Below are 18,022 nucleotides of genomic sequence, written 5' to 3'. Positions count from 1 at the left end.
TCGTCTTCTCCAGGGGTGTGGGGCGGTGGCTCGGGGGAGGGGGGGCTCAGCGGGCGGCGAGGGCGACGGCCTCGGCGGTCAGCCGCGTGATCTCGTCGAAGTCTCCGGCGTTCACCCGGTCCTTGGGGACCATCCAGGAGCCGCCGACGGCGGCGACAGCGGGGATCGCGAGGTACTCGTGGAGGTTGGCGGGGCCGACGCCGCCGGTGGGGACGAAGGAGACGCCGCCGAAGGGCGCGGCGAGCGCCTTGATCGCGGGGGCGCCGCCGGAGGTGCCGGCGGGGAAGAACTTCACGGTGGTCAGGCCGAGCTCGAGGGCCGCCTGGATCTCGGTCGCGGTGACGGCTCCGGGCAGGACGAGGATGCCGTGCTCCTGGCAACGCTCGACGACGGCGCGGGAGAGGCCGGGGGAGACGACGTAGCTCGCGCCCGCGGCGACGGCGAGGTCGACCTGGTCGACGGTGAGGACGGTGCCTGCGCCGAGGACCATGTCGCCGCGCGCGGCCATCGCGCGGATGGAGTCGGCGGCGGCGGCGGTGCGGAAGGTGACCTCGGCGACGGGGAGGCCGCCGGCGGCGAGGGCCGCGGCGAGCGGGTCGGCGTGCGCGGCGTCATCGAGCACGACGACGGGGACGAGGCGCGCGGCGGCGAGCTGGTCGAGGGTGTGCTGCGGCTGAGGGCTCATGACGGGTCCGTCCTGTCGGTCTCGGTGCGGGCCGCCTCGTTGCGGCTCGTTTCGCTACCCGAAACACTGGTATCGCTGAACGGAACTAGCATCGCACGGCCGTGCTCGCCCGCACAACCGTGCAGGGTGCGCGGCTGTCCGGGCGCCGGGTGCGCCCTGACCGCCGCGGCGACGCGGCCCACCCGGACGGCGCCGGCCTCCGCTACGCCGTGGCGAGCGTGAGCCCGCCCGGCAGCCGACCGGGCAGCGTCGACCGCATGAGGCCGTGCAGCTCCGCGACCCGCTCAGGTGACATCCGCTCCGCCGGCGCCGTGATGCTCACGGCCGCGACGGGGTGCGCGCCGCGCACGAGCGCGACCGCGACGCACGAGATGTCGGGCTCGTTCTCCCGCTCCTCGACCGCGTACCCCCTCTCGCGGGCCGCCTCGAGCGCGCGCCACGCCCTCTCCTCGACGCCGTCGTCCGCGAGGTCCGCGGTGTAGCCGCGCAGCGACGCGCGGTCCGTCCCGCGCGCCGCGAGCAGGGCTCGGCCGAGCGCGGTCGTCGCGGCAGGGTTGCGGCGCCCCACGGCGGAGTAGACGCGCACCGAGCGCTCGGGCTCGACCTTGTCGAGGTACACGATGTGCTTCCCGCTCAGGACGCCCAGGTGCACGAGCTCCCCGCTCGCCCCCGACAGTGCGAGCAGCGCGGGGTGCAGGAGCGCCGGGAGGTTGTCCTCCGCGAGGAGCCGGTCCCCGAGCGCGACGGCGGCCGCGCCCAGCAGGTAGGCCCCCGTGACCGGGTCCTGGCTCGCGAAGTCGCGGAACCGCAGCGCCGCGAGGGAGCGGTGCACGGTCGTCTTGTTGAGCCCGAGCTCGTTCGCGAGGTCCGCGAGCTGCGCGCCCTGCGCTCCCGCGCGGGCGAGCGCCTCGAGGACGAGGAGGGCGCGGTCGATCGCCTCGACGGGCGACGACGCGGGCTGGGTCCCGGGAGCGGTCATCGGGCGTCCTCCGTCAGCGGGGTGAACGTGCCGACGCCGCGGTCGGCGTCGTAGGCGGCGGGGTTGAGCAGGTTGCGGGGGCGGCGCCCGTGGGCGACGTCGATCAACGACTCGAACGCCGAGTCCGTCACGCCCCGGACGAAGTCCTCGGTCCAGCACAGCGCGTGCGGCGTGACGATCACCTGCGGCATCGACAGCAGCGGGTCGTCCGGGGCCGGGGGCTCCTGCTCGAGGACGTCGAGCGCGGCGCCCGCGATCTGCCCGGCCTCGAGCGCGGCGGTGAGTGCCGCCTGGTCGACGAGCGGCCCGCGGCCCACGTTGACGAGGTACGACGTCGGGCGCATGCGGTCGAGGAACGTCGCGTCGACGAGGTGGTACGACCCGGGGTTGAGCGACGCCGTCAGCACGACGTAGTCGGACTCCGCGGCGAGGCGGTCGAGCGGCAGGAGGTCGACGCCGAGCCGCGCGGCGGGCTCACGCGCGCTGACGCGGTCGACGGTCGCGACGCGCGCCCCGAGCGGCGCGAGGAGCTCGGCGAGGTCCTGGCCCACGCTCCCGAAACCGACGATGCCGACCGTCCGGCCCGCCATGCCCGGACCGATGTGCCGCCCGCGGTCCTCCCAGCGGCCGCTCGTCGCGAGCCGTCGGTTCGCGACGAGCTCGTGGCTCAGCGCGAGCACGAGCGTGAGCGCGGACAGGGCGAGGGGGCGCCGGACGCCGTCGGGCGCGTTGGTCAGCACGACGCCCTCGGCGGCGAGGTCGTCGGGGTCGATGCCGTCGTAGCCGGCGCCGAAGCGGGCGACGTGCTTGAGCCGCGGGCACGCGGCGACGAGCTCGCGGGAGAACGGCCAGTGGCCGAACGACAGGATCGCGTCGAAGCCGTCGAGGTCCTCGGGTGTCGGGGCGTGGCCCTCGATAGGGCGCATCGTGCGCCACGTGAGGCCGGCGGCCTCGAGCCGCTCGAGGCCGATGTCCCCGAAGACGGTCGTGCCGTCGGGCGCGACGTTGTCGGAGGTGAGCCCGACGACGTAGGGGCGGTGCGGCTGGTCCATGGCACTCCTTCGTGGGGCCGCGCCCTCCCCGCGAGCGGAACGGGCGCTCCGGGCAGCGGAACGGTTCCAGCGTAGGGCATCGAATCATCTGACCTATCTGGCCCGGCGGGAGCCAGCGGAGCGCTACTAGCGGAGCCTCTAGCCAAATTCATCAGATGACTGCTAGCGTGTTGCCCACACCGCCCCCTCAACGACGAGAGGCCTCCCATGGCACGCATCACCAGCATCGAGATCGAGGACGTGCGCTTCCCGACCTCGCTCACCGCAGACGGCTCGGACGCCATGAACAAGGACGGCGACTACTCCGCCGCCTACGTCGTCCTGCGCACCGACGGCGTCGACGCGTCAGGCGCGCCCCTCGCGGGCCACGGCCTCACGTTCACCACCGGTCGTGGCAACGACATCGTCGCCGCAGCCGCCCGCCAGCAGGCCCAGCACCTCGTCGGGCGCGACGTCGCCGAGATCGCTGCCGACCTCGGCGGCACCTACCGCTACCTGACCTCCGACGCGCAGATGCGCTGGCTCGGCCCCGAGAAGGGCGTCGTCCACCTGTCGCTCTCCGCCGTCATGAACGCCGTCTGGGACCTCGCCGGGCGCCTCGCCGGCAAGCCCGTCTGGCGCCTGCTCGCCGACATGACACCCGAGGAGCTCGTCGACATCGCCGACCTGCGCTACCTGTCCGACGCGCTCACCCGCGACGAGGCGATCGCCCTCCTGCGCGCCCAGGAAGCAGGCAAGGCCGAGCGCATCGCCCACCTCGAGGAGGTCGGCTACCCCTGCTACACGACGTCGGCCGGCTGGCTCGGCTACTCCGACGAGAAGATGCGCCGCCTGTGCGAGGAGGCCGTCGCCGAGGGCTACCAGCACATCAAGCTCAAGTGCGGCCTCGACCTCGAGCACGACATCCGGCGCGCCCGCATCGCCCGCGAGGTGATCGGCCCCGACCGCGCCCTCATGATCGACGCCAACCAGGTGTGGGACGTCGAGGAGGCGATCGACTGGGTGAACGCGATGAAGGACTTCGACCTGCTCTGGATCGAGGAGCCCACGAGCCCCGACGACATCCTCGGGCACGCCGCCGTCAAGCGCGGCGTCGCGCCGGTCGGGGTCGCGACGGGCGAGCACTGCCACAACCGCGTCATGTTCAAGCAGCTCTTCCAGGCCGACGCGATCGACTTCGTCCAGCTCGACGCCGGCCGCCTCGCCTCGATGAACGAGATCGTCGCCGTCATGCTGCTCGCGGCGAAGTTCGGCAAGCCCGTGTGCCCGCACGCGGGCGGCGTCGGGCTGTGCGAGATGGTCCAGCACGCGTCGATGCTCGACTACGTCGCGATCTCCGGCTCGATGGAGGGCCGCGTGACCGAGTTCGTCGACCACCTGCACGAGCACTTCACCGACCCGGTCGTCGTGCGCGACGCCCGCTACCGCCTACCGAGCAAGCCTGGCTACTCGACCGAGATGTTCCCCGGGTCCATCGCGGACTACCGGTTCCCGGACGGCGCCTACTGGCGCGAGCGGCACGAGGACGCGGCCCGTGCCGCGGTCGCGGCCGGCACGGCGGCCGCGACGGTCGCCGAGCGTCTGGCCGACTGACCAGCCGACCGACCGTCACCGACCCCCGGCGGCGTGCGCCCCTTGCCGCGCGCCGCCGGGCCCACCGAGGAGCCCCAGCGTGGATACTCGCCCCATGTCCCGCACCGATCGCGTCGTCGACGCCGTCACGCAGATGATCCTCGACGGCGAGCTCGCCCCCGGCGACCGCCTCCCCGTCGAGGCGGAGCTCGCTGAGCGTCTCGAGGTGTCGCGCGGGTCGCTCCGCGAGGGTGTGCGCGCGCTCGCGGTGCTCGGCATCCTCGAGTCCCGGCAGGGGGACGGCACGTACGTCACGAGCCTCGCGCCGAGCCTCCTGCTGCGCCCGGTCGGGCTGCTCGTCGAGCTGCAGGGCTCCGGCCAGGCGCGGCACACGCACGCCGTGCGCCGCATGCTCGAGGCCGAGGCGGCCGCAGCCGCCGCGCGCCGTCCGGACGACGCGACGCACCGGGAGGCCGCCCGCGCGGCCCTCGACCGTGCCGCTGCGGCGCTCGGCGACCCGCAGGACGAGGGGCACGAGGCGTTCCTCGAGGCCGACGTCGCCTTCCACGCCGCTCTCGCCGGCTGGGCCGGCAACCCCGTGCTCGCCGCGCTCGTCGACGCCCTCGCGGGCCGCACGACGTCGCACCGCAGGTGGCGTGCGACGACGCTGCCCGACGCGGATGCCCGCGCGCACGAGTGGCACAGCCAGATCCTCGCGGCGATCGAGGACGGCCGTCAGGACGAGGCGCGAACGCTCATGCAGGCGCACCTGCTCGAGGTCGAACGCTCGCTGCCCTGAGCAGGCCCGGGCCCGACGGCCCGACCGTCAGGGAGCGGTGAGCTTCCCGACGAGCGTGATCGCGTCGCTCTCGTCGGACGGCTCGGAGCCGAACGTGACGTAGCCGCTGTGCAGGTCGATCATCGTCATGGTCGTCTTCGGGAGCTCGAAGACCTTGCCCGACGCACGGTGGAACAGCAGCTGGCGGGACTCGGTGTCGTCGTCGTCGAGCGCGACACCGATCGCGAGCCACGTCTCGTCGAGCGCGACGGCAGAGATGGTGCCGACGCCGTTCGTGCGGAAGCGCACGACGGTCTCGCCGTCCACGAGCTCGATGAGGTCCCCCGAACCGTCACCGGTCGCGACGTCGCCCTCGGTCGCGAGGTTCTCGCCGTCGGCGGCGCCCTCACCCTCGGCCGGCTCGTCGTCCAGGACGATGTCCCCCTCGTCGAGCACGACGTCACCGTCCTCGAGAACGATCTCGTCGTCCTCGCCGAAGGCCTCGTCCTCGAAGCCCTCCTCACCGAAGCCCTGCTCACCGAGCTCCTCGTCGCCGAGGTCGAGGTCGTCGGGGCCGACGCCGCCGTCGTCCGAGTAGGGGCTCTGGACGAAGGCGGTGCCGCACTGGAGCTCGACGATGCGCCCCTCCGCGGTGGGAGCCGGTGTCGCGACGGGCGCGCCGACCGTGCCGTCGGCCTCGAGGACGTTGAGCGTCACGTCGTCCTCGACGAACGTGTAGAACGACGGCTTGTCGGAGATGCAACGGTCGATCGCGACGCCCCAGGCGTCGGTCGCGACGACGGTCGGCTTGCCCGAGCCGTCGAGCGGGCGGGAGTAGATCGTCGGCAGCTCGTCGTCGCCGAGACCCTCCCAGTACGCGACGCCCTCCTGGACGGCGACGGCAGGCGTGTACGTGCCGGGCGGTGTGCCCCCGTCGCCCGAGGCGTCGGCGAGGACGGTGCGCTCCCCGCTCTCGCGGTCGAGCGCGAACACGTAGCCGCCCAGGTCCTCGAGGGTGCTCGTGAGCTCGTCCGCGTCGTCGGCCTCGACCTCGACGGACCAGGTGAGGACGTCAGGGGTGAGCTGGCCGGCGATGATCGTCGCGCTGTCGGGCAGCTTCTCCTCGACGAGCCAGTCCACGTCGCCCGTCGCCAGGTCGAGGAGGCCGATCGAGTCGTCGGTCTCGCCGTCGCTCGTGCCGGTGACGAGGACCGTGCCGTCCTCCTGGACGGTGCCCGTGCCGGCGTCGACGTCGAGGCTCAGCGGCGTGACGACACCCTCGGCGATCGCGTCCGGGAACTGCCCGCTCAGGTCGATCTCGACGGGGGCACCAGGTGTCGACGTCACCTCGGGCTCGGGGGTGGCCGACGACGTGCAGGCGGCGAGCACGAGAGCGAGGGCGGCGAACCCGCCGACAGGGCGAACGAGGCGACGGGCGTGCATGCGAGGCTCCCAGGATCGGTGCGGTCCCGAGGAAGATAACAGTGCCCCGCCCCGAGCGCTCAGTCCTTCGCGTCGGCGTACGAGTCGACGACGGCGACCGAGAGCGCGAACTCGACGTCGTCGGGCGACGCGGGGAAGAGCAGGCGCCCCGCCTCGGCGGCGCACTCGCGCAGGGCGTGCGCGACGTCGTCGGCCAGCTCCGCGGGTGCGTGCACGATGACCTCGTCGTGCAGGAAGAACACGAGGTGCGGCCGCTCGACGAGCGGCGCGCCCGGCCGCAGGGCGTGCAGGCGCTCGCGCAGCAGCGCGAGCCAGCACAGCGCCCACTCGGCCGCGGTGCCCTGCACGACGAAGTTGCGCGTGAAGCGTCCGAACGCGCGGGCCCGCGCGGCCTCGGAGCCCGCGTCGGCGGGACGCTCGCGCTCCTCGCCCTCCCGGAGCGGCGCCGCGCCTGCGCCGTCGGGCCGCGGGGACGTGCGGCCGAGCCAGGTCGTGACCTGGCCGCCGCGCTCGCCGACCTCGGCGGCGCGCTCGACGAGCCCGATCGCCGCCGGGAACGCGCGACGCAGCTGAGGCAGCACCTGCCCGGACACGCCCTGCGTCCCGCCGTACATCGCGCCGAGCATCCCGTACTTCGCGTGCGTGCGGGTCTCGACGGCGCCCGTCGCGACGATCCCCTCGTACATGTCGGCGGCGCGCCCGGCGACGGCCATCGCCTCGTCGCCGGACACGGCGGCGAGGATGCGCGGCTCGAGCTGTGCGGCGTCGGCGACGACGAACCGCCAGCCCGGGTCGGGTCGCACCGCGTCGCGCACCTGGCGGGGGAGCTGCAGGGCGCCGCCACCGTCGGACGCCCACCGCCCCGTGACGACCCCGCCGACGACGTAGACGGGACGGAACCGGCCGTCGCGGACCCACGAGTCGAGCCAGTGCCACCCGTTCGCGGTCCACAGCCGCGCGAGCTTCTTGTACTCGAGCAGCGGCGCGACCGCGGGGTGGTCGATCTGCTTCAGCTCCCACGAGCGCGTCGAGGTCGCGGGCAGGCCCGCACGGCGCAGGGAGCGCAGCACGTCGACGGGGGAGTCAGGGTTGAGCGACGGGTCGTCGAGCTCGCGGCGCAGCACCTCGGCGAGCGCCTCGAGCCGGGCGGGGCGGAAGCCCTCGGGCGGGCGCGGGCCGAGCAGGTCGGCGAGGAGGGCGTCGTGGACGTCGGGCCGCCAGGGCAGCCCCGCGTACGTCATCTCGGCGGCGGCGAGGGCGCCCGCGGACTCCGCCGCGAGCAGCAGCCGCAGCCGTCCCGCGCGGTCGCCTGCGGAGTCGACGGCGTCGAGCTGGTCGCGCAGCTCGGCGACCGGGTCGAGCGGTGCGACGGCGGGTCCGAGGTCGGCCGCGTCGAAGAGCGCGTCCTGACGCGCGGGCGGCGCGAGCGGCGCAGGCTCGTCCCACCCGTCGCGCGGCCGGTGCGCGAGCCTGCTCGACGCCGTCACGAGCGCTTCGCGCAGGATGCGGTGGCACAGGCGCAGGTCGTGGCTGCGCGCGACGTGGACGCCTGCGGCGAGCAGGGGAGGCAGGACGAGCGACGTGTCCGTCCACGTCCACCGCACGTCCGCGGCTTCCGTGCGCACGACGTCGGGCAGGTCGCGAGCGGCGACGTCCCGCCGCGCGACGACCTCGCCGTCGGCGGTCACCGTCGTCAGGACGACCGGGGCGCCGTCGGGCGTCCCCGCCTGCTCGACCACGATGTGCACGCCCTCATCCTCCCGCGTCGCGCGCCCGACGGCGCCCACGGGTGCAACGTGCCCGAAACACCCCTTTGCTACGCTCGCCGGAGAGGTGCGCTGCGTCCCGGATCGTCCTGTCACCTGCGGGTCCCCAACCCGCGCGGGGCCCGTACGGCAGCGGCGCGGAGGAGCGCGATGAGCCTGGTCCTGAGCCCTCTCGACGACCGGCTGGAGGCAGCCGGCGCCCGCTTCACCGACTTCGCAGGCTGGCGGATGCCGCTGCGGTTCACGTCGGAGCTCGCGGAGCACAAGGCGGTGCGCGAGGCAGCAGGAGTGTTCGACCTCAGCCACATGGCGGAGATCCTCGTGACGGGCCCGCACGCCGCGGCGGCGATGGACCACGCGCTCGCAGGGCTGTTCTCCCCGCTCGTCGACGGGCAGGCGCGGTACAGCCTGCTGCTCGCCCCGGACGGCGGGATCCTCGACGACCTGATCGTCTACCGCACGGCGCCCGACCGCTTCCTCGTCGTCGCGAACGCGGCCAACCGCGAGCTCGTCCGCGAGGAGCTCAGGGCGCGGTGCCACGGCGCGGACTGCGAGGTCGACGACGTCACCGACGAGCTCGCGCTCGTCGCCGTCCAGGGCCCGCGCTCGCGCGAGATCCTCGAGCGGACCGCGGACCTCGAGGTCGACGGCCTCGACACGCTGCGCTACTACCGCGCGCTGCCCATGCGGTTCGCCGGGTCTGACGGCCTCGTCGCGCGGACGGGGTACACAGGTGAGGACGGCTTCGAGCTCTACCTCGAGGCGTCGGCGGCCCCCGCGCTGTGGGACGCCGTGCTCGCGGCAGGCGCCGACCTGGGGGCAGTGCCGGCCGGGCTCGCCGCACGCGACACCCTTCGCCTCGAGGCGGGCATGCCGCTCTACGGCAACGAGCTCACCGCGACGGTGCACCCCGCGCAGGTCGGCCTCTCCCGGTCGGTCCCGGTCGCCCGCAAGGGCGAGTTCGTCGGCCGCGAGGCGGTCCTCACAGGCCCGCCGGCCGGCGCCCGCCAGCTCGTCGGCCTCGTCGGCGAGGGGCGCCGCGCCCCGCGCGCAGGCACCCCCCTGCTCGACGGCGACACGATCGTCGGCGAGGTCACGTCCGGTGCGCTCTCGCCGACGCTCGGCCACCCCGTCGCGCTCGCGTTCGTCGACCCGGCTCTCACCGACCCGGGTCTCCCGCTCGAGGCAGACGTGCGCGGCACGCGCGTCCCCGTCACCGTCAGCACGCTCCCGTTCTACTCCCGGAAGGAATCCTGATGACCATCCCCGCAGACCTGAGGTACACGGCCGAGCACGAGTGGGTCGCCGTCGTCGACGGGCAGGTGCGCGTGGGGGTCACGGCGCACGCCGCGACCGAGCTCGGCGACATCGTCTTCGTCGAGCTGCCTGAGCCGGGCACGCGGGTCGTCGCCGGTCACGTGGCGGGGGAGATCGAGTCGACCAAGTCTGTTTCCGAGCTGTTCGCCCCGATCGACGGCGAGATCGTCGAGGTCAACACCGCGGTCGTCGACGACCCGGCGCTCGTCAACGCCGACCCGTACACTGCCTGGCTCTACGTCGTCGCGCCCGACGACCCGGCGACGATCGACACGCTGCTCGACGCCGCCGCGTACGCGTCGCTCGTCGGCGCCTGAGGCGGCGCCCGCGATGACAGGTTTCGTCGACCGTCACGTCGGGACCGACGCGACGGACCAGCGCAGCATGCTCGCCGCCGTCGACCCCGGGCTCGCGTCGCTCGACGCGCTCGTCGAGCGTGCCGTCCCGGCCGCCGTCCTGCACGCCGACGCCGACCCGCTCGCGTCCGTCCTGCCCGCGCCGGTCGACGAGCGCGAGACCCTCGCCGAGCTGGCCGCGCTCGCGGGCGCGAACCGCGTCCGCCGGTCCTTCCTCGGCATGGGGTACCACGGCACGATCACGCCCGCGGCGATCCGCCGCGGCATCCTCGAGGCGCCCGGCTGGTACACCGCGTACACGCCCTACCAGCCGGAGATCTCGCAGGGCCGACTCGAGGCGCTGCTCAACTTCCAGACGATGGTCGCCGACCTGACCGGCCTCGCGACGGCGAACGCGTCGATGCTCGACGAGGGCACCGCCGTCGTCGAGGGCATGCTCCTCGCCCGCCGCGCCGCGCGCCCGTCCGAGCCGACCGACGTCTTCCTCGTCGACGCCGACGCCCTGCCGCAGACGCGCGCGCTGCTCGCGCACCGCGCGGAGGCCGTCGGTATCGAGGTCGTCGAGCTCCCGCTCGCCGACACCGTCCCCGAGGACCTGCCGCCCGCGTTCGGCGTGCTCGTGCAGCAGCCCGGCGCGTCGGGCCGGCTGTGGGACCCGTCCGCCGTCGCCGACGCCGTGCACGCGCGCGGCGGTCTCGTCGTCGTCGCCGCGGACCTGCTCGCGCTCACGATCGTGCGCGCGCCCGGAGAGCTCGGTGCCGACGTCGCCGTCGGCACGACCCAGCGCTTCGGCGTGCCGCTCGGCTACGGCGGTCCGCACGCCGGGTACATGTCCGTGCGCGCCGGCCTCGAGCGGCAGCTCCCCGGCCGCCTCGTCGGCGTCTCGAAGGACGCCGACGGCGACCCTGCCTACCGCCTCAGCCTCCAGACCCGCGAGCAGCACATCCGCCGCGAGAAGGCGACGAGCAACATCTGCACCGCGCAGGTCCTCCTCGCGGTCGTCGCGTCGATGTACGCCGTCTACCACGGCCCCGACGGGCTCGCCCGCATCGCGTGCGCCGTCCACGACCGCACGGTGCGGCTCGCGCGCGCCCTCGGCGACGCCGTGGTGCACCGCTCCGTCTTCGACACGCTCGCCGTGCGCCTGCCCGGCCGTGCGGCCGCGGCCGGCGCCGCGGCCGCCGAGCGCGACCTCCTGCTGTGGCTCGTCGACGACGACACCCTCCAGGTCACGCTCGACGAGACGACGACCGACGCCGAGGTCGACCTCCTCGCCGAGATCCTCACCGCCCACGGCGCCGCGCCCGCGGCGGACGGGACGCCCGACGTCGGCATCCCCGACGCCCTGCGCCGCACGAGCGACTTCCTCACCCACCCCGTCTTCCGCACGCACCGCTCCGAGACGAGCCTGGTGCGGTACATGCGCACGCTCGAGGACAAGGACTACGCGCTCGACCGCGGCATGATCCCGCTCGGCTCCTGCACGATGAAGCTCAACTCGGCGATCGAGATGACTCCCGTGACGTGGCCCGCGTTCGGCGACCTGCACCCGTTCGCTCCGCCGCAGGACGCCGCCGGGACGCTCGCCCTCGTCGCCGACCTCGAGCGCTGGCTCGCCGACCTGACCGGCTACGCCGCCGTGAGCCTGCAGCCCAACGCGGGCAGCCAGGGCGAGCTCGCCGGGCTGCTCGCGGTGCGCGAGTTCCACCGCTCCCGCGGCGACGCGGGGCGCACCGTGTGCCTCATCCCGTCGTCCGCCCACGGCACGAACGCCGCGAGCGCCGTCCTCGCGGGGCTGCGCGTCGTCGTCGTCGCGTGCGACGAGACCGGCTCCATCGACCTCGACGACCTGCGCGCCAAGGTCGCGGAGCACGCCGACGACCTCGCCGCGATCATGGTCACCTACCCGTCGACGCACGGCGTCTACGAGGACACGATCGCCGAGGTCCGCGACCTCGTGCACGCCGCGGGTGGGCAGGTGTACGTCGACGGCGCGAACCTCAACGCGCTGCTCGGCCACGTCCGGCTCGGCGACCTGGGCGACGTCTCGCACCTCAACCTGCACAAGACCTTCTGCATCCCGCACGGCGGGGGCGGCCCCGGCGTCGGGCCCGTCGCGGTGCGCGAGCACCTCGCCCCGTTCCTCCCTGGCCACCCGTTCGACCCGCGTGCGGACGCGCTCGCGGGCGCCGCGCCGACGGACGACGGCGGGCCGGCGCACCGCCGCATCGTGTCCGCCGCGCCGCTCGGCAGCCCGCTCGTCCTGCCGATCACGTGGGCCTACCTGCGGATGATGGGCCTCGACGGGCTGCGGCACGCGACCGTGTCAGCGGTGCTCGGCGCGAACTACCTCGCCGCGCGGCTGCGCGACCACTACCCCGTGCTCTACACGGGCGAGGGAGGTCTCGTCGCGCACGAGTGCATCCTCGACCTGCGGCCCCTGCGGGCCGCGACGGGCATCACGGTCGACGACGTCGCGAAGCGGCTCATCGACTACGGCTTCCACGCCCCGACCGTGTCGTTCCCGGTGGCGGGCACGCTCATGGTGGAGCCGACCGAGAGCGAGGACCTCGCCGAGCTCGACCGCTTCGTCGACGCGATGATCGCGATCCGTGCCGAGGCTGATGCCGTCGCCGAGGGGCGCTGGCCCTCCGACGACAACCCGCTCGTGAACGCGCCGCACACCGCCTCGAGCGTCGTCACCGACTGGACGCACCCGTACCCGCGCGACGTCGCCGTCTTCCCCGCGCTGGGGCAGCGGGGCCGCAAGTACTGGCCGCCCGTGCGCCGCGTCGACCAGGCGTACGGCGACCGGAACCTCGTGTGCGCGTGCCCGCCGCCGGAGGCGTTCGCGTGAGCCCGGGTCCTGCGGCGGACGCGGTAGCCTGGGACGCATGAAGACGCACGCATGGTGGTGGCTGCCTACGCAGCCGTGACCGTCCGTGTCCCCGAGCTGCTCGCCGCAGCCGGGTCCGCGCCTCGGCCGCGGGGGCGGCGCCCGATCCCAGGAGCCCGCACATGAGTGAAGCACCCATCTCGACCCTCGAGGCCGCACGCGCGCGCAGCGCCCAGGTCGAGGAGCAGATCGCCAAGGACCCCTCGCAGTTCCGCGTGCTCACGGGTGAGCGTCCTACCGGGTCGCTGCACATCGGCCACTACTTCGGGACGATCGCCAACCGCGTGCGCCTCCAGACGGCGGGCGTCGAGACGATCCTGATCCTCGCGGACTACCAGGTCATCACCGACCGCGACGTCATGGGCGACCTGCGCGGGACGGTCCGTGAGATCATGCTCGACTACCTCGCGAGCGGCATCGACCCCGAGAAGACGACGATCTTCACGCACTCCGCGGTGCCCGCGCTCAACCAGCTCATGCTGCCGTTCCTGTCGCTCGTGTCGGTCTCCGAGCTCGAGCGGAACCCCACGGTCAAGGCTGAGACGGCCGCGACGGGCGGGCGCGCGATGAGCGGCCTCATGCTCACGTACCCCGTGCACCAGGCTGCGGACATCCTGTTCTGCCACGGCAACCTCGTCCCCGTCGGCCAGGACCAGCTGCCGCACCTCGAGATGACGCGCACGATCGCGCGCCGCTTCAACCAGCGCTTCGCTGGCGGCGAGCAGTACTTCCGCGAGCCCGAGGCGCTGCTCGCGCCGACGCCGACGATCCTCGGGACCGACGGCACGAAGATGAGCAAGTCGCGCGGCAACACGCTCATGCTCTCGGCGACCGCTGACGAGACCGCGAAGTGGGTCAAGCGCGCGAAGACCGACGCCGAGCGCACGATCACGTACGACCCGGAGGGCCGCCCGGAGGTCGCGAACCTGCTCGGGCTGCTGTCCCTCACGACGGGCGAGGCACCTGAGGTCGCGGCCGCGCGCATCGGCGACGGCGGCGCGGGCACGCTCAAGCGCGAGGTCACCGAGGCGCTCGTCGAGTACCTGCGCCCGATCCGCGAACGCCGCGCCGAGCTCGCGGCGCACGGCGACGACGTGCTCGAGATGCTCGCCCGTGGCAACGAGCGCGCGAACGAGCTCGCCGACGCGACCCTCGCCGACGTCCGCCGTCTCATGGGCACGACCTACTGACCTGCGCGACCGCTCGACCTGTCGACCGCCGGGGCCCGGACGAGGCCCTGGTGGTCGTCTCGGCTGTCGTGGCGTGGTCGCGGTCCTACGCAGGACCTTCCTGGCCGGTCGCGGTCAGCCCTCGCCGCGGTCGACGGGCAGGTCCTGGCCGGTCATGACTCCCGCGTCGATCGTGTCGACGCGCTCGCCGCGGGGGCCCGGCCGGCGCACCCGCGCACCTTCGTGCTCGATGCGGAACAGCTCGACGTCGTCGTCCGCGACCGGGGCCCGCAACAGCGAGAGCGTCGCCCAGCCGCGCGCGACGAGACCCGCGTCGCTCTGCGGCTCCTTCGACATGTCGGTGCCCGTGTAGGTGAGCGTGAGGTGGCCGTGGGCAGCCTCCTTGATGCGGGCGTGCACCATGCCGAAGCTCGCGAGCGGCGCCTGGCGGATGCCGAGCACCTGGTCGACCGGGCGGTCGGGCACGTTGACGTTGAGGACCCGCGTCGGGTCGGGGTTCTCGAGGAGCCAGCGCAGCGCGTGCTCGACGACGTAGCCCGCCGTGCCCCAGTGCGTCGGGTCGGACGAGTTGAGCGACACCGCCATCGCGAGCATCCCGTGCGTCGACGCGGACAGGGCAGCGCCGACCGTGCCGGAGTGCAGCGTCGCGTGCCCCGTGTTGGCGCCGCGGTTGATGCCGGACAGCACGAGGTCGGGTGGCGGGCCGAAGCCGCCGTGGGCGGCGACGAGCGTGATGAGCGCGGGGGTGGCGCGGACGCCGAAGGAGGGGACGTCGTCGGACAGTCCCGGAGGGGAGCGGCGCTCGACGATGAGGCGGCCGTCGTCCTCCGTGCCCATGAGGGCCGCGCTCGCGCCTGACGACTCGCGGCGCGGCGCGGCGACGACGACCTCGTACCCCTCGGCGGCCGCGCGCTCCGCGAGCACGGTCAGGCCCGGGGAGTCGATCCCGTCGTCGTTCGTGATGAGGGCGCGCACGCCAGCCTCCTCGCGTCGTCGTCCTTCCACCCTGCCGCGCTCGCGGGCACGCCGCACCCGGGCGGGTCAGTCGAGCAGGTCGACCCGCACCTGCTGGGCGTACCGCTCGATCTGCTCGCGGCGGCCTGTGCCGAGCCCACGGCGGGTGACGTTGAGCGCGCCTGCGGCCGCGCCGAGCCGAGCGGCCGACGCGAGGGTCTCCCCGCGGCCGAGCCCGACGGCGATCCCGGCGGTCATCGAGTCGCCGGCACCGCGATGGTCGACGGTCGTGATCGGCGGCGTGGTCACGGTCGCGACGGTCTTCGCGGTGACGACGAGGGCGGGGTCGTGAGCCCGGGACAGCACGACGCCGCCCAGCCCGCCCGCGATGAGGTCCTCGGCGGCGGAGCGCAGGGAATCCAGGGTGTCATCGTCAGCGAAGCCGCCCTCGACCATCTCTTCGTGGCTGATCTTGAGGACGACACCCTCGACGTCCATGACGGCCTTCGCCTGCCCGCGGGACAGGTCGGCGACGACGATCCGACCCGCCGCGCGCAGGTCGTGGGCGAGCCGCCCGAAGAACGACGGCGGGACGTTGCTGCTCTCCTCGGTCCCGGTGAGGACGCACACGTCAGCGTCGAGCGAGGCGACGAGGACCGTGCCGTACAGGTCGTCGAGGCAGTGGCGGTCGAGCAGCGGGGACGGCATGCGGGCGATCTCGCGGCGCTCGCCGTCACGCCGGTCGTGGACGTAGGCGCCGTTCGAGGGGCTCGTGGTGGTGCGCACGTCGAAGCTCTCCTGCTTGGCGAGGTGAGCGAGGACCGAGCCCGTCTCCCCGCCGAAAGGCCCGCACACGGTCACCGTCGCGCCGAGCGACGCCGCCATGCGCGAGATCCACAAGCCTTGGCCGCCCGCGTGCACGTGCACGTCGGGGACGTCGACCTCGTGCCCGCTCGCCTCGATCGTCACGGTGAGCAGCGGTTCCGCTGCGAGGACGCAAAGACGAGGGGCGGCGTCGTCCGGGCGGCTGGTCTCCATGACTGAGACTAGGTCTGGCCAGGCGCGCCTCGCACGTCGGGAGCCGCAGCCGTCACGTCCATGAGGCGGGACCTGATGAGGAACCGCTTGCCCTCGGGCGCCTCGACGGAGAACCCGGCGCCGCGCCCGGGGACGGCGTCGACCGTGAGGTGGGTGTGGCTCCAGTACTCGAACTGCTCGGCAGACATCCAGAAGTCGACGGCCTGCCGCGCCGCGCCCTCCTCGGCGATGTCGAAGGTGCCGAGGAGGACGTCAGCGTCCGACGTCAGGAAGTCGCCCGCCGGGTAGCACATGGGCGAGCTGCCGTCGCAGCAGCCTCCCGACTGGTGGAACATCAGCGGTCCGTGCTTGTCCCAGAGCATCCGCAGGAGGGCGAGCGCCTCGTCGGTGAGGGCGACCCGCGACCGCGTCTCCCCGGGGATGACGACCTGCGCGTCGATCGGCATGGCGGGCCGGTCTAGAAGAAGCCGAGCGCGGTGTCGGAGTAGCTCACCAGCAGGTTCTTGGTCTGCTGGTAGTGGCTCAACGCGAGCTTCGAGTTCTCGCGGCCGATGCCCGAGCTCTTGTAGCCGCCGAACGCCGCCCCCGCGGGGTAAGCGTGGTAGTTGTTCACCCAGACCCGTCCCGCCTGGATGGCCCGACCGGCGCGGTAGGCGGTGTTGCCGTTGCGCGACCACACGCCGGCACCGAGGCCGTAGAGGGTGTCGTTCGCGAGGGAGATCGCGTCGTCGAAGTCCTCGAAGCTCGTCACCGCGACGACGGGCCCGAAGATCTCCTCCTGGAAGACACGCATCTTGTTCTGTCCCTCGAAGATCGTCGGTGCGACGTAGTAGCCGTCCGTCAGGTCACCGCCGAGGTCGACGCGCTCACCACCGAGGAGCAGCTTGGCGCCCTCCTGCTTGCCGATGTCGATGTAGGACAGGATCTTCTCGAGCTGGTCGTTGGACGCCTGCGCGCCGACCTGCGTGTCGGTGTCGAGCGGGTTGCCCTGCACGACGCGCTTGGTGCGGTCGATCGCGTCCGACAGGAACGTGTCGTAGATGCTCTTCTGGATGAGCGAGCGGCTGGGGCAGGTGCACACCTCGCCCTGGTTGAACGCGAAGAGCACGAACCCTTCCTGCGCCTTGTCGTAGTACGAGTCGTTCTGCGCGGCGACGTCCTCGAAGAACAGGTTGGGGCTCTTGCCGCCCAGCTCGACGGTCGACGGGATGAGGTTCGCGGACGCGTACTGGAGGATGAGCCGGCCGGTCGTCGTCTCGCCGGTGAAGGCGATCTTGCGGATGCGCTTGGAGGACGCGAGCGGCTTGCCGGCCTCGAGACCGAAGCCGTTGACGATGTTCACGACGCCCGGCGGCAGGATGTCGCCGATGAGCTCGATGAGCACGAGGATCGACACGGGCGTCTGCTCAGCAGGCTTGAGCACGACGGCGTTGCCCGCCGCGAGGGCGGGCGCGAGCTTCCACGTCGCCATGAGCAGCGGGAAGTTCCAGGGGATGATCTGCCCGACGACGCCGAGCGGCTCGGCGTAGTGGTAGGCGACGGTGTCGCCGTCGAGCTCGGTGAACTCGCCCTCCTGGGCGCGGATGACCGAGGCGAAGTAGCGGAAGTGGTCGGCGGCGAGCGGCAGGTCCGCGTTGAGGGGTTCGCGGATGGCCTTCCCGTTGTCCCAGGTCTCGGCGACGGCGAGCATCTCGCGGTTGGCGTCGATGACGTCGGCGATCTTGTTGAGGATGGCGGCGCGCTCGGTCGCGCTCGTGCGGCCCCAGGCGGGCGCCGCCTTGTGCGCTGCGTCGAGCGCGGCCTCGATGTCCTCGGCGGTGCCGCGCGCGACCTCGGCGAACGGCTTGCCGGTGACGGGGGAGATGTCCTCGAAGTACTGGCCCTGCACGGGCCGTACCCACTCACCGCCGATCCAGTGCTCGTAGCGGGACTTGAACGTGACCAGGCTGTCAGGGGTCCCGGGGGCGGCGTACACGGTCATGGTGGCTCCTTCGAC

At 73.4% G+C, this 18,022-nt stretch carries 15 protein-coding genes; 6 read left to right on the top strand and 9 right to left on the bottom strand.

Annotation, left to right across the window (positions count from 1 at the left end; genetic code table 11):
- Positions 1–46: 46 nt before the first annotated feature.
- The 3 genes from eda to ATL41_RS06380 all read right to left on the bottom strand — a co-directional run bounded on the left by eda (position 47) and on the right by ATL41_RS06380 (position 2,716).
- The gene (gene eda / locus ATL41_RS06390; RefSeq protein ID WP_098457731.1) at positions 47–685 is read right to left on the bottom strand and encodes a bifunctional 4-hydroxy-2-oxoglutarate aldolase/2-dehydro-3-deoxy-phosphogluconate aldolase; all 639 of its coding nucleotides are present in this window, start codon (positions 683–685) and stop codon (positions 47–49) included.
- Positions 686–887: 202 nt separating this feature from the next.
- Complete coding sequence (locus ATL41_RS06385) at positions 888–1,664, bottom strand: IclR family transcriptional regulator (protein ID WP_098457730.1); 777 nt, start codon at positions 1,662–1,664, stop codon at positions 888–890.
- The gene (locus ATL41_RS06380; protein WP_098457729.1) at positions 1,661–2,716 is read right to left on the bottom strand and encodes an NAD(P)-dependent oxidoreductase; all 1,056 of its coding nucleotides are present in this window, start codon (positions 2,714–2,716) and stop codon (positions 1,661–1,663) included. The genes ATL41_RS06385 and ATL41_RS06380 overlap by 4 nt, the downstream gene beginning before the upstream one ends.
- 207 nt (positions 2,717–2,923) lie before the next feature.
- Here ATL41_RS06380 and ATL41_RS06375 point away from each other — a divergent pair, with 207 nt between their 5' ends.
- Both ATL41_RS06375 and ATL41_RS06370 read left to right on the top strand, forming a co-directional pair.
- Positions 2,924–4,309, top strand: coding sequence for an enolase C-terminal domain-like protein (locus ATL41_RS06375; RefSeq protein WP_098457728.1), 1,386 nt, complete (start codon positions 2,924–2,926; stop codon positions 4,307–4,309).
- A gap of 94 nt (positions 4,310–4,403) precedes the next feature.
- A complete protein-coding gene (locus ATL41_RS06370) occupies positions 4,404–5,087 on the top strand; it encodes a FadR/GntR family transcriptional regulator (protein ID WP_098457727.1) in 684 nt (227 codons plus the stop codon).
- Positions 5,088–5,114: 27 nt separating this feature from the next.
- Here ATL41_RS06370 and ATL41_RS06365 read toward each other — a convergent pair whose 3' ends face one another.
- Together ATL41_RS06365 and ATL41_RS06360 are read right to left on the bottom strand one after the other, a co-directional pair.
- Complete coding sequence (locus tag ATL41_RS06365) at positions 5,115–6,509, bottom strand: hypothetical protein (RefSeq protein WP_098457726.1); 1,395 nt, start codon at positions 6,507–6,509, stop codon at positions 5,115–5,117.
- A 59-nt stretch (positions 6,510–6,568) separates the two neighbouring features.
- Complete coding sequence (locus ATL41_RS06360; protein ID WP_245854664.1) at positions 6,569–8,257, bottom strand: bifunctional 3'-5' exonuclease/DNA polymerase; 1,689 nt, start codon at positions 8,255–8,257, stop codon at positions 6,569–6,571.
- A 168-nt stretch (positions 8,258–8,425) separates the two neighbouring features.
- Here ATL41_RS06360 and gcvT point away from each other — a divergent pair, with 168 nt between their 5' ends.
- From gcvT to trpS, 4 genes are all read left to right on the top strand, one after another.
- On the top strand, positions 8,426–9,532 hold the full coding sequence (gene gcvT, locus ATL41_RS06355) for a glycine cleavage system aminomethyltransferase GcvT (RefSeq protein WP_098457725.1): 1,107 nt from the start codon (positions 8,426–8,428) through the stop codon (positions 9,530–9,532).
- Positions 9,529–9,909 carry a glycine cleavage system protein GcvH gene (gcvH, locus tag ATL41_RS06350; RefSeq protein WP_219810408.1) on the top strand — a complete coding sequence of 127 codons (381 nt, stop codon included), beginning with the start codon at positions 9,529–9,531 and terminating at the stop codon, positions 9,907–9,909. The genes gcvT and gcvH overlap by 4 nt, the downstream gene beginning before the upstream one ends.
- A gap of 13 nt (positions 9,910–9,922) precedes the next feature.
- Positions 9,923–12,805, top strand: coding sequence for an aminomethyl-transferring glycine dehydrogenase (gcvP, locus tag ATL41_RS06345; protein WP_098457723.1), 2,883 nt, complete (start codon positions 9,923–9,925; stop codon positions 12,803–12,805).
- 161 nt (positions 12,806–12,966) lie between these two features.
- Positions 12,967–14,034 carry a tryptophan--tRNA ligase gene (gene trpS / locus ATL41_RS06340; RefSeq protein WP_098457722.1) on the top strand — a complete coding sequence of 356 codons (1,068 nt, stop codon included), beginning with the start codon at positions 12,967–12,969 and terminating at the stop codon, positions 14,032–14,034.
- Between the two features lie 114 nt (positions 14,035–14,148).
- On the opposite strand, the gene surE is transcribed toward trpS, so the two are convergent.
- The 4 genes from surE to exaC all read right to left on the bottom strand — a co-directional run bounded on the left by surE (position 14,149) and on the right by exaC (position 18,007).
- Positions 14,149–15,009 carry a 5'/3'-nucleotidase SurE gene (gene surE / locus ATL41_RS06335; RefSeq protein ID WP_098457721.1) on the bottom strand — a complete coding sequence of 287 codons (861 nt, stop codon included), beginning with the start codon at positions 15,007–15,009 and terminating at the stop codon, positions 14,149–14,151.
- Positions 15,010–15,075: 66 nt separating this feature from the next.
- Complete coding sequence (locus tag ATL41_RS06330) at positions 15,076–16,026, bottom strand: PfkB family carbohydrate kinase (protein ID WP_098457720.1); 951 nt, start codon at positions 16,024–16,026, stop codon at positions 15,076–15,078.
- Positions 16,027–16,034: 8 nt separating this feature from the next.
- Positions 16,035–16,472: a DUF779 domain-containing protein gene (locus ATL41_RS06325; RefSeq protein ID WP_098457719.1), complete on the bottom strand. Its 438-nt coding sequence runs from the start codon at positions 16,470–16,472 to the stop codon at positions 16,035–16,037.
- 11 nt (positions 16,473–16,483) lie between these two features.
- Positions 16,484–18,007, bottom strand: a complete 1,524-nt coding sequence (gene exaC / locus ATL41_RS06320; RefSeq protein WP_098457718.1) for an acetaldehyde dehydrogenase ExaC — start codon at positions 18,005–18,007, stop codon at positions 16,484–16,486.
- Positions 18,008–18,022 lie beyond the last annotated feature (15 nt).

It is taken from the genome of Flavimobilis soli, from assembly GCF_002564025.1.
Taxonomy (GTDB): Bacteria; Actinomycetota; Actinomycetes; order Actinomycetales; family Cellulomonadaceae; genus Flavimobilis; species Flavimobilis soli.
This window is presented reverse-complemented; position numbering and strand designations above follow the sequence as displayed.

Excerpts from the sequence above, each read along its gene's own strand:
- eda (WP_098457731.1), bottom strand. The coding sequence starts at position 685 with ATGAGCCCTCAGCCGCAGCACACCCTCGACCAGCTCGCCGCCGCGCGC.
- ATL41_RS06385 (WP_098457730.1), bottom strand. The coding sequence starts at position 1,664 with ATGACCGCTCCCGGGACCCAGCCCGCGTCGTCGCCCGTCGAGGCGATC.
- ATL41_RS06380 (WP_098457729.1), bottom strand. The coding sequence starts at position 2,716 with ATGGACCAGCCGCACCGCCCCTACGTCGTCGGGCTCACCTCCGACAAC.
- ATL41_RS06375 (WP_098457728.1), top strand. The coding sequence starts at position 2,924 with ATGGCACGCATCACCAGCATCGAGATCGAGGACGTGCGCTTCCCGACC.
- ATL41_RS06370 (WP_098457727.1), top strand. The coding sequence starts at position 4,404 with ATGTCCCGCACCGATCGCGTCGTCGACGCCGTCACGCAGATGATCCTC.
- ATL41_RS06365 (WP_098457726.1), bottom strand. The coding sequence starts at position 6,509 with ATGCACGCCCGTCGCCTCGTTCGCCCTGTCGGCGGGTTCGCCGCCCTC.
- gcvT (WP_098457725.1), top strand. The coding sequence starts at position 8,426 with ATGAGCCTGGTCCTGAGCCCTCTCGACGACCGGCTGGAGGCAGCCGGC.
- gcvP (WP_098457723.1), top strand. The coding sequence starts at position 9,923 with ATGACAGGTTTCGTCGACCGTCACGTCGGGACCGACGCGACGGACCAG.
- trpS (WP_098457722.1), top strand. The coding sequence starts at position 12,967 with ATGAGTGAAGCACCCATCTCGACCCTCGAGGCCGCACGCGCGCGCAGC.
- ATL41_RS06330 (WP_098457720.1), bottom strand. The coding sequence starts at position 16,026 with ATGGAGACCAGCCGCCCGGACGACGCCGCCCCTCGTCTTTGCGTCCTC.
- ATL41_RS06325 (WP_098457719.1), bottom strand. The coding sequence starts at position 16,472 with ATGCCGATCGACGCGCAGGTCGTCATCCCCGGGGAGACGCGGTCGCGG.
- exaC (WP_098457718.1), bottom strand. The coding sequence starts at position 18,007 with ATGACCGTGTACGCCGCCCCCGGGACCCCTGACAGCCTGGTCACGTTC.